Raw genomic sequence first — 10,106 nt, forward strand, 5'->3', positions numbered from 1 at the left:
ATATCAGATGGATGGTGCCATTTTTCTCCAGCAAGTGGTCAATGGAATGAGCCTCGGGGGCATGTACGCCCTGATTGCCATCGGTTATACGATGGTTTATGGGGTGCTGCGCCTGATCAACTTCGCCCATGCGGACGTCATGATGGTCGGGGCGTTTACCACCCTGTTTTTATTTTCTTCTATTGGGCTACCCTTCGGGGTAGCCGTTTTCCTGACCCTCGCGCTGTGCGGCCTGTTCGGAATGCTGATCGACCGGGTGGCCTACCGTCCTCTGCGCCAGGCATCAAAAATCTCGATGCTGATCACCGCCATTGGCGTCAGCTTCTTTCTCGAAAACCTGTTCAACGTGCTGTTTGGCGGCAGCTCGCGCTTTTTCGCCGCGCCGGAATTCTTCAACAACACTCGCGCCTTTGGTGACGTCATTATCACCAACGTGGCGTGGATCGTACCGCTGATTACCGTTCTGCTGCTGTTGGCGATCCTCTGGCTGCTGTACCGCACTCGCTACGGAATGGCGATCCGCGCGGTGGCTTTCGACGTCAATACCGTGCGTCTGATGGGCATCGACGCCAACCGTATTATCTCGCTGGTGTTTGCTCTCGGCAGCAGCCTCGCGGCGCTGGGCGGGGTGTTCTACTCGATTAGCTATCCGACCATCGACCCGCTGATGGGCGTGTTGATTGGCCTGAAAGCCTTCGCCGCCGCGGTGCTTGGCGGAATAGGCAGCGTCACCGGCGCGGTATTAGGTGGTTTTATTCTCGGTTTTACCGAAGTGGTCGCGGTTGCGCTATTCCCCGAACTGGGCGGCTACAAAGACGCCTTCGCCTTTATGTTCTTGATTCTGGTCCTCTTATTCCGCCCGGTTGGCATTATGGGCGATGAACGTCTGGAAAGGAGCCGTTTCTGATGCTCAACGCGACAACGACCGCCGGGGCGCAGCTGCGCAACCTGGTCATTATTGTTATCTGCATTGCGCTGCTGACCGGAATTAACGTGGTCTTCAACGACTATATTATTCGCGTCATCAGCACCATTTTTGTCTTTATGATCCTCGCTGTCAGCTACAACCTGATCAACGGCGTCACCGGCCAGCTGTCGCTTGAGCCTAACGGCTTTGTGGCAGTTGGCGCTTACGTCACCGCTCTGTTGATCCTTTCCGGCGGCAGCAAGCTGGATATGTTTGAGATGGCCGCCCCCAGCCCGTGGATCCTCGTGCTGCACGCCAGTTTCCTGCCCGCGTTGCTTATCAGCGGCCTGTGCGCGGCGGCGCTGGCGGTGTGCCTTGCCTTCCCGGTATTCCGCGTGCGCGGCGACTACCTGGCGATCGTCACCCTCGGCTTCGGCTTTATTATTAAAATCCTCGCCATTAACAATCCGCAGATCACCAACGGCGCGATTGGCCTCAACGATATCCCCCAGCAGCCGCATCTGCTGTTCTGGTGCGGACTGTTTGCTCTACTGGCGACCGGGATGATTTTGCAACTGGTGTGGTCAAAATACGGGCGAATGATGAAAGCGGTGCGCGACGATGAAGACGCCGCCATCGCCATGGGGGTAAACACGTTTCGGATTAAAACCTGTGCTTTTGCCACCAGCGCCTTTTTCGAAGGGATCGGCGGCGGCCTGCTGGCATCGCTGCTGACCACCATATCGCCGAACCTGTTCGACTTTATGCTCACCTTCCAGTTGCTGATTATTATCGTGCTCGGCGGCCTGGGCAGCACCACCGGCGCGCTGCTCGGCACCGTGCTGGTAGTCGGCAGCGGCGAGTGGCTGCGCTTTCTCGACCAGCCGCTCCAGTTCTTCGGTCACGATCTCGGGGCGTATCCGGGATTGCGAATGGTGGTGTTCTCGCTGCTGCTGCTGATCATCATGCTGTTCGCCCGCGAAGGTCTTCTGGGCAAAAAAGAGATTTGGCAGGTGGGCAAAAGGAGCCGCAGCTATGGCGCAAAATAAGGTCATTTTGCAGGTGCAGGACATCACCATGCAGTTCGGTGGGCTGCGGGCCATCGATAACGTCAGTTTCCACGTCGACGAGGCGGAAATTTTTGGCCTGATTGGCCCCAACGGCGCGGGGAAAACCACCATGTTCAACGTCATCACCGCCAACTATAAACCGACCAGCGGCAGCGTGACCCTGGCGGGGAAGTCGTTGAAAGGGCTGAAGCCGAACCGGGTGGTCAACGCCGGGATCGCTCGCACCTTTCAGAATATCCGTCTGTTTAACTCGATGACAGTATTAGAAAACGTGATGGTCGGCCTTGATAGCGCCAGCCGCTATTCACTGCTGGAAGCGGCGCTGCATATTGGCCGCTATTTCCCCGCTGAACGAGCGGCGAAGGCCAGGGCGATGGCAATTCTGGACGATATCGGCATCGCCCATTTTGCCGATATGCAGGCCACCAACCTCAGCTACGGCAACCAGCGTAAGGTTGAGATCGCCCGCGCGCTGGCGACATCGCCTAAGTTATTGCTGCTCGACGAACCCGCCGCCGGGATGAACCCGAAAGAGACGGAAGATCTGGCGGACCTGATCTTCCGTATGCGTGACGACTACCAGCTCAGCGTGCTGCTGATTGAGCACGACATGCCGTTCGTCAACAAGCTGTGCGAGCGGGTGATGGTGCTGGAGTACGGCAAACCGCTGTTCAGCGGCCTGATGTCCGAAGCCATTGAGGATCCGGAGGTGATTTCCGCTTACCTGGGGGACGTCCGTTATGCTTAGCGCGCGCGAATTAAAAGTGTTTTACGGTGTGATTCAGGGGCTGAAAGGCGTTGATATTGATATCAACGACCGGGAGATCGTAACCTTAATCGGCAGCAACGGCGCGGGGAAAACCTCAACCCTCAACGGCATCGTCAACCTCGTGCGCTCCACGGGGCGCGTTAATTTTCTCAACGAGGATATCTCCCGCAGCCAGACACATCAAATTGTACGCAAGGGGCTGGCGCTGGTCCCCGAAGGGCGGCGCATCTTCACCAATCTGACCATCGAAGAAAATCTGCGCATGGGGGCTTACAACAATCTCGCCGGATTTACCCGCCTGCGCGATCGCATGTACAGCCTGTTTCCCCGCCTCAAAGAGCGGCGTAATCAGATGGCGGGCACCATGAGCGGCGGCGAACAGCAGATGCTGGCTATCGCCAGAGCGTTAATGAGCGAACCGGTTTTACTGATGCTTGATGAACCAAGCCTCGGGCTGGCGCCGAAAATTGTCGGTGAGCTGTTCGCGACGATTAAGCTGCTGCGGGAGGAGAATATTACCGTGCTGCTGGTAGAACAGAACGCCACGGCGGCGTTGACTATCGCCGATCGCGCCTATGTGCTGGAGAATGGGAAGATTATGCTTTCCGGCCCGGCCCCGGAGGTGCTGGCGAATCCGGAAATCAAGCGGATGTATCTGGGGGGATAAAGCTGTTCAGGGCTGCGGCATCGCTTCCTGCGTCGCCGCAACCGCAAACAGCCTCGCGCTACACAAAGCACACCTCATTCCAGTAGGCTTCACGCGTCCTGCGCCGCTCAGTATGTTTTATCATGACGAAACCACCTTGTTTCCACGTTACCGAGGTCAATTCCGTAGAGACTGGCGACCGGTAATATTGCCTCCATGATCCGTTGGCTATCCTGCTGCCCGGCTTCACCGCTGGATAAAGAAGCCAGCCAGCCCGTGATGCGTTGCCATAGTGCCACTTTCATTTTTCTCCTCCGTCGGGAAGCGTTTTGCTTGTGTCTATTTCAACCACAGTTGACGGCGAGCGGGAAATATCAATTCCTGATTTGTAATTCTGTGGGACGCATATTGCGGGCCTTTCCCGGATTGCGATGTAAACGTCTTATCCGGGTTACACGCCTGGTAGCCCGGACAGGCGCGTCAAGCGCCGCCTCCGGGAGATTTTCATGCCGCTGCGGATATGCCTCTGAAACGACGTGATATGCAGCGATGCTCTGGCCCCGTAGGGGCGAGTCCCAGGGATGGGACGAGTAATGTCGAGTTGAGCCGACCGCAGGCTGAGGACCGGGAGGTGAGCGCAGTGCGCAGCACCGATTTCTTTGCGGGACCGCGGGGATTGTAAAGGGGGAGACGGTTTTCTCCCCCTTTACCCGTTCACGTACCACGGTGAGACATTTTCTGCGTGATAGTGGTGAACGGAACACTTCTACACCGTCCCGGAGGCGGTGCTACGCACCTGTCCGGGCTACTTGTCCCCAGTTTGGTAGCACAGAGCCGGATAAACAATATCCACAATTTTGTTAAGTTCTTTTTCGTTATAGATAAGAACTTTTTCTTCTTTGCCGCAGACGGTCAATTTGTGGGAGCGTGATTAACACAAAACAAAACAGGGATTCAGGGGATAAATTATGCGCATTGCAAAAACAAAAATCGCGCTGGCGCTGGGCATTCTGGTGCTCGCTGCGCAGGCTCAGGCCGACCAATTAGCTGATATCAAAGCCGCCGGGGTGGTCAAAGTCGCCACCTTCGACGCCAACCCGCCTTTCGGCTCGGTAGATCCGAAAACGCATAAAATCGTCGGCTACGACGTGGACTTCGCCGAAGCGCTGGCCAAATCTCTCGGCGTGAAGCTGGAGCTGGTCGCCACTAACCCGGCTAACCGCATTCCGCTGCTGCAATCGGGTAAGGCCGATCTGATCGTCGCCGACATCACCATCACCCCGGAACGCGCACAGGTGATTGATTTCTCAACGCCATACTTCGTGACCGGCCAGCAGTTCCTCGTCCCGGCCAAATCAGCGGATAAACTTGATGATTACAGCAAAGCACGCATCGGCGCGGTAAAAGGCACCACCGGTGAGCAGGCGCTGCATCAGCGTTTCCCGCAGTCACGTGTGCTCTCTTATGACGATATTCCGCTTGCGCTGACCGCCCTGCGCAACGGTAACGTGCAGGCGATCACTCAGGACAGCACCATTCTCGCCGGGCTGCTGGCGGAAGCGCCGGACAAGGCGAACTTCAAAATCATTCCTGACCTGCTGAGCAAAGAAGAGATAGGCGTTGGCGTGAAGAAAGGCGAACCGGCCCTGCTGAAAGCGGTGAACGACGAGCTGGTAAATCTGGAGAAATCCGGCGAAGCCGCCAAAATTTACGACGTCTGGTTTGGCCCGAGCACCAAAACCCCGCAGCCGCGCGCCTTTACTATCGAAGCTAAATAAGCAGAAAATACATTATGTTATCGGCTCTATTTTCACGCTCCGCGGCATCGTCCGCGGATTTTTCGCATCTGCAACGCGCCAGTATTGAGTTCCGCGATGTCGCCAAAAGCTACGGAGATCACCGGGTACTGAACGGCGTTAATTTGCAGGTCGAACCCGGCGAAGTGGTGGCAATCCTCGGCCCTTCTGGATCGGGCAAATCAACCCTGATCCGCCTGATCAACCAGCTTGAATCCCTTAGCGGCGGCGAGATTTTAATTGACGGCAAACCGACGCGCCAGCTCACCGGCAGCGCCCTGCGCCAGTTGCGCAGCCGGGTCGGCTTTGTCTTTCAGCAGTTTAATCTCTACGCCCACCTGACGGCGCAGGAGAATATCAGCCTCGCGCTGGAGCGGGTTCACGGCTGGGACAAAAGCGCCGCCCGCGAACGCGCGTTAGAGCTGCTCAAACAGGTTGGTCTCGAAGATAAAGCGCAGCAGATGCCCGCCCAGCTCTCCGGCGGTCAGCAGCAGCGGGTAGCTATCGCCCGCGCCCTCGCCTCTTCACCGCAGATCATTCTGTTCGATGAACCCACATCGGCTTTGGATCCGGAGATGATTGGCGAAGTCTTGCAGGTGATGAAAACCCTCGCCCACAGCGGGATCACCATGGTGGTAGTGACGCACGAGATGCAGTTTGCCCGCGAGATTGCCGATCGGGTGGTATTTATCGACGGCGGCGATATTCTCGAAGTCGCGCCGCCGGCCGAGTTCTTCGCCCGACCGCAGCACGCTCGCACCCGTCGTTTTCTGCAAAAGGTGCTCGACCCGTTGCACCAGGAGAGTGAGGCGTGATCCCGCATCTCGACTGGCACGGCGTGCTGAGCGGGCAGCCGCTGCAATGGATAATCTCCGGTTTTCTCACCACCGTCTGGGTTAGCGTCGCCGGGATGATTCTGGCGACCGCGCTGGCTATCTTGCTGCTGGCGCTGCGCCTCGGCGGCGGTCGGCCCGGACGCTGGCTGGTGGCGGCCTGGGTTTCGCTGTTTCGCAATACGCCGCTGCTGGTCCAACTGCTGTTCTGGTATTTCGCCGCCTGGAATCTGCTGCCGCTTGGGGCGCGGGATTTTATCAATGACGATCACAGCTGGTCGATTCTGCCGGGCAACGTCTGGTGGCTGACGCCGGAGTTTCTCTGCTCAATGTGGGGGCTTGGGGTCTTTACCTCAGCGTTTCTGATTGAGGAGATCGCCTCCGGATTACGCGCCGTTAGCCATGGTCAGCGGGAAGCAGCGCTGTCGCAGGGGTTCACACCCTGGCAGGAACTGCGCCACATTCTGCTGCCGCAGGGACTGGCGAACGCCTGGCAGCCGATTATCGGCCAGTATTTGAACCTGATGAAGCTCTCTTCGCTGGCGAGCGGAATCGGCTTTGCCGAACTCACCTATCAGGTGCGGCAAATTGAGAGTTACAACGCGCATGCGCTGGAGGCCTTTGCCGTCGGCACCGTGCTGTATCTGGCGCTTGGCGTGGTCATGGGCGTGGCGCTGACGCGTTTCGGTCCGGGAAAACATCAGCAAAGGAGAGCCGGGTATGAACGCTAATCTGGCGGTGATTGTCGATAACCTCGACTATCTGCTGTGGGGACGACTGGCGGACGGTATTCCCGGCGGCGTGGTGTTAACGCTGCTGATGGCTATCGGCGCCGCCGCGCTGGCGCTGCCCGGAGGGGTGTTGTTGGCGGGTATTGCCTGGCGCTATGACGGGATTGTGCGGCGATTATTATTTCTGTGGGCGGAGATTATTCGCGGCATCCCGCTGATTTTCGTGATTTTCTGGCTGTGGTATCTGCTACCGATGCTCACCGGTAGCGACCTGCCGGGGGCGGTGACCGTCACGGTGGCGCTGGCGTGGTTTACCGCCGCCTCGGTGATGCACTCGGTGCTGGCGGGGCTGCAATCGCTGCCCCACGGGCAGTATGAAGCCGCGCTAACACAGGGGTTTGCCCCCGGACAGACGCTTCGCCTGATCTTACTACCACAGGCTTTACGCAATGTTCAGCCATCGCTGGTCGGGATATTTATCGGCCTGCTTAAAGACACCTCGCTGGCCTTTATCGTCAACGTACCGGAACTGACTACCGTTGCCGGGCAGGTCAATAACCGGGTGCAGATATATCCGCTGGCGATTTTCGTCTTTACCGGAGCGGTCTATTATCTGCTGTGCTGCGGCCTGAGTCTGCTGGCGAATCGTCGGTATGCGAGAGCGGCCGGGTAAATCATTCGACATGGCGCGGTTAGTTGATATCGCGCCACGTCGCTTTAACGTGGACTTCGCCCGAGGCGTTCACTTCGCCGTACCAGCCGCTGTGGCGACCCAGCGTTCGCGTCGAGATAATGTCATTCATCAGAATCGAGAACTTCACCGTCGCCTTATCCATTACGCCGGGCAGTCCTGAGATATCCGTCCATGCGGAATTTAGCCATAGCGCATCCGTCATATCCCGCCAGTTGCCGTCGCAACCCACGTCGTAAGTTTTTGTTTTGCCGTCTTGGGTCATAAAGGAGAGCGTTGCCGGAAACGGCACTCTATCCACCGGCTCCGTGGAACTGAAAATACAGTGCGGACGCCCGTTGACTATCTCCGTTGGCCCAGTGACTTTTATCTGTACCTCGTCGGCGGCGGTTTTACCGCTGGTGGTGACGATATAGTTAAAGTCCAGTGATGGCTGGCTGCTGCCAACGTAACCCTCACGGACTGGCGCATTGCTGTAGTCGTCAGAGGTGATACTGATGCTGAATTCGCGGGGTTTGATAACCAGGGAGTTTGAAACCGGTAAACTCCACACACTTCTCCCTGAATTCACGGCAATCCCAAGTGCGTTAGCGAAACGGAAATCCAATATATCCTCAATATTTGTATCACTATTGCCCAATTCCACCATTTTTTTGAAATAATTATTCGAAAAAAAGATATAAAAAGAACCTGATGATTGCAGATCTTTATACGAAACGCTTTTTTGGGCATACTGCAATGTATCTACCCAACGGCTGCCATCAGGACTGAACAACATATCGCCTGGAGCCAGGGCCATTACCAATGGCCAGTTGAACATCATTGGGTAAAAAACACCCCAGGAATTAATCTGACCTGTACTCTGCTGAGTGTAATCAAGCAACTTACAAACCATTCCTGATTGTGTATTGACGATCTGTACCTTACAGTTTACGTTTCCATCACCCGGCGTTGGCACCCCATCACTATTAATAAAAACCTCATCAGTTTCTCCGTTATGCAGCACTTTCATATGTGCACTTTTCGTAAAAGTCACCTTAGTCGAATACCAGAAGCCACTTGAATAATCATTTGCACAACGATTAACATAGTCGGCAGAACCCACCCAACACTGGTTTATCGTGATAGTAAAGCTACTTCCCACAGCCATTTGTTTCAGATACGAATAAAAACTACTCGACAGCGTCCCTCCATGCTCGGGAAGCGCTCCTGAAACCGCAACCCCATAAAAACCATTTTCATCAATAACTGATGATGCCTGAGGCTGTACTATGCTTGCTGTCAGATTGCAATTTGCATCCGGAGCACTTCTTATGTCGCAAGCAAGCCCGGTAAGCGGATATGACACCGGTGAATTCTCTATCCACATATCATAGTATGAATCCCTCATAACGGACTGATTAATAATCTGACTCATCAGTCCCAAACCGAGCTGCTGCCTCTCGGTTTTCAGTTCATCATTCCAGACATTAGCACCTTCAATTATTGACCGTTGGCCGTCACTACTTGCGACAAAGTAGCCACCATCACTATTTTCGATAAAAACAAACGACTGAGACACTGCTGGCATAGTATACTTTCCGTATGCCTCAACTTCCAACGGGGTAAAACAAAATACAACCCAAAGCACCGCCAGTAATATGAAGTTATTAATTGCCACCACGTCCCGCCCCCTTAAAAAAATCTTAAGATATATTTCCTGCGCATATGAAAAATCGATTAAATGTATGGAAAAACTCTGATTGCAAAATCGAGATCATGACATATAATATTATTTGAAAAAAGAAGACTATGTGTTTATTAAAAATGAGTCAATACCGAAGAGAAGAAAAAGAAAAAGTGAACAAGTTATCGTAAGAACAGCTAAAGAAAAAACCACATCATTATTAGAATTACTAAAAACAAACAAATAAAAAATCAACAATATCAATGAATTAAATAAAAAATTAAAACAAAAATTAATACTTAGGATTATTACCCAAACAAATTAAGAATAGTCACAGAAAGAGAGGTAAGATGAAATAACCACTCCCTGAAAATAAAATATCACCTTCATTTCATATTGAATATAATATTAATTCAAGATAAAAAAACGTCCTTTTATTAGCCCCAGAAAGAGGGGGTAATCGTAATAACAATAGGGGCCAACAGCAATGGCCAATCACCGACATCAGCACTGGTTTTATCAACTATAACATTCCCGCAGGTGATGATTGATTATTATCTGAAAAATACTGTTTAATTCCTTTCGCGCGACTTAGCTTTAGCGTGGATGTCGGTGGCATCAGGAGTGTGCTGAATTGCGTATAGAAGGAGAACAATGGTCGGAATACGACTTTTCATCAGAATTCCTTCAATGAAAAAGGCGAAGGAAAAATGTCCCGCTCTGATATGACAAAAAATCAATTAATTAATTGACACGGTCCGGCAGAAAAGTACATTCATTCGTTCAGGTAGCATCAAACCGTACGCTGGCGTCGCCGCTCAAGATATCGTCCGGCAACATACCGTAGTCAGTGACTTCCGTAGTATCGTCAGGGTACCCTTGATGCAGAAAGTGAGGGAATACTCAGCGCTGGTGCGATCAAAATGATTGTAACAGCCTGACAGCGCGCTAATATTGTCGCCCAAAATGCCAGCAGCTGTATCTATCATTTTGATGT

The 10,106-nt window shown here is 53.8% G+C and carries 11 protein-coding genes; 8 read left to right on the top strand and 3 right to left on the bottom strand.

The window, feature by feature from the left end; translation table 11 throughout:
* Positions 1–7 precede the first annotated feature (7 nt).
* Genes DA718_RS22655 through DA718_RS22670 form a run of 4 tightly spaced genes read left to right on the top strand, consistent with a single transcriptional unit; the run spans position 8 to position 3,413 of the window.
* Positions 8–907 (top strand): branched-chain amino acid ABC transporter permease, encoded by a 900-nt coding sequence (locus DA718_RS22655; protein ID WP_112214060.1) that lies wholly within the window; start codon positions 8–10, stop codon positions 905–907.
* Positions 907–1,956, top strand: coding sequence for a branched-chain amino acid ABC transporter permease (locus DA718_RS22660; RefSeq protein WP_112214059.1), 1,050 nt, complete (start codon positions 907–909; stop codon positions 1,954–1,956). Before DA718_RS22655 ends, DA718_RS22660 begins: the two co-directional genes overlap by 1 nt.
* Entirely contained in the window at positions 1,943–2,725 is a 783-nt protein-coding gene (locus tag DA718_RS22665) for an ABC transporter ATP-binding protein (protein WP_112214058.1), read from the top strand. Before DA718_RS22660 ends, DA718_RS22665 begins: the two co-directional genes overlap by 14 nt.
* Positions 2,718–3,413: an ABC transporter ATP-binding protein gene (locus tag DA718_RS22670; RefSeq protein WP_112214057.1), complete on the top strand. Its 696-nt coding sequence runs from the start codon at positions 2,718–2,720 to the stop codon at positions 3,411–3,413. The genes DA718_RS22665 and DA718_RS22670 overlap by 8 nt, the downstream gene beginning before the upstream one ends.
* Positions 3,414–3,520: 107 nt before the next feature.
* Here DA718_RS22670 and DA718_RS22675 read toward each other — a convergent pair whose 3' ends face one another.
* The gene (locus tag DA718_RS22675; protein WP_112214056.1) at positions 3,521–3,697 is read right to left on the bottom strand and encodes a hypothetical protein; all 177 of its coding nucleotides are present in this window, start codon (positions 3,695–3,697) and stop codon (positions 3,521–3,523) included.
* Between the two features lie 663 nt (positions 3,698–4,360).
* On the opposite strand from DA718_RS22675, the gene DA718_RS22680 reads away from it, so the two are divergent.
* From DA718_RS22680 to DA718_RS22695, 4 genes are read left to right on the top strand one after another with little or no spacing between them, the layout of a single operon-like run.
* Entirely contained in the window at positions 4,361–5,170 is an 810-nt protein-coding gene (locus tag DA718_RS22680) for an ABC transporter substrate-binding protein (protein ID WP_110273847.1), read from the top strand.
* Between the two features lie 14 nt (positions 5,171–5,184).
* A complete protein-coding gene (locus DA718_RS22685) occupies positions 5,185–6,003 on the top strand; it encodes an amino acid ABC transporter ATP-binding protein (RefSeq protein WP_112214055.1) in 819 nt (272 codons plus the stop codon).
* Positions 6,000–6,752 carry an amino acid ABC transporter permease gene (locus DA718_RS22690; RefSeq protein ID WP_167492821.1) on the top strand — a complete coding sequence of 251 codons (753 nt, stop codon included), beginning with the start codon at positions 6,000–6,002 and terminating at the stop codon, positions 6,750–6,752. The genes DA718_RS22685 and DA718_RS22690 overlap by 4 nt, the downstream gene beginning before the upstream one ends.
* Entirely contained in the window at positions 6,742–7,425 is a 684-nt protein-coding gene (locus DA718_RS22695) for an amino acid ABC transporter permease (RefSeq protein ID WP_112214054.1), read from the top strand. Before DA718_RS22690 ends, DA718_RS22695 begins: the two co-directional genes overlap by 11 nt.
* Before the next feature lie 19 nt (positions 7,426–7,444).
* On the opposite strand, the gene DA718_RS22700 is transcribed toward DA718_RS22695, so the two are convergent.
* Together DA718_RS22700 and DA718_RS22705 are read right to left on the bottom strand one after the other, a co-directional pair.
* Positions 7,445–9,106, bottom strand: a complete 1,662-nt coding sequence (locus tag DA718_RS22700) for a hypothetical protein (protein WP_167492822.1) — start codon at positions 9,104–9,106, stop codon at positions 7,445–7,447.
* An 821-nt stretch (positions 9,107–9,927) separates the two neighbouring features.
* Complete coding sequence (locus tag DA718_RS22705; protein WP_227015960.1) at positions 9,928–10,098, bottom strand: common pilus major fimbrillin subunit EcpA; 171 nt, start codon at positions 10,096–10,098, stop codon at positions 9,928–9,930.
* Positions 10,099–10,106: the final 8 nt, after the last annotated feature.

It is taken from the genome of Klebsiella huaxiensis (assembly GCF_003261575.2).
Taxonomy (GTDB): Bacteria; Pseudomonadota; Gammaproteobacteria; order Enterobacterales; family Enterobacteriaceae; genus Klebsiella; species Klebsiella huaxiensis.

Coding starts and splice junctions, on each gene's coding strand:
- DA718_RS22655 (WP_112214060.1), top strand. CDS start 8: ATGGATGGTGCCATTTTTCTCCAGCAAGTGGTCAATGGAATGAGCCTC.
- DA718_RS22685 (WP_112214055.1), top strand. CDS start 5,185: ATGTTATCGGCTCTATTTTCACGCTCCGCGGCATCGTCCGCGGATTTT.
- DA718_RS22665 (WP_112214058.1), top strand. CDS start 1,943: ATGGCGCAAAATAAGGTCATTTTGCAGGTGCAGGACATCACCATGCAG.
- DA718_RS22675 (WP_112214056.1), bottom strand. CDS start 3,697: ATGAAAGTGGCACTATGGCAACGCATCACGGGCTGGCTGGCTTCTTTA.
- DA718_RS22705 (WP_227015960.1), bottom strand. CDS start 10,098: ATGATAGATACAGCTGCTGGCATTTTGGGCGACAATATTAGCGCGCTG.
- DA718_RS22695 (WP_112214054.1), top strand. CDS start 6,742: ATGAACGCTAATCTGGCGGTGATTGTCGATAACCTCGACTATCTGCTG.
- DA718_RS22660 (WP_112214059.1), top strand. CDS start 907: ATGCTCAACGCGACAACGACCGCCGGGGCGCAGCTGCGCAACCTGGTC.
- DA718_RS22670 (WP_112214057.1), top strand. CDS start 2,718: ATGCTTAGCGCGCGCGAATTAAAAGTGTTTTACGGTGTGATTCAGGGG.
- DA718_RS22680 (WP_110273847.1), top strand. CDS start 4,361: ATGCGCATTGCAAAAACAAAAATCGCGCTGGCGCTGGGCATTCTGGTG.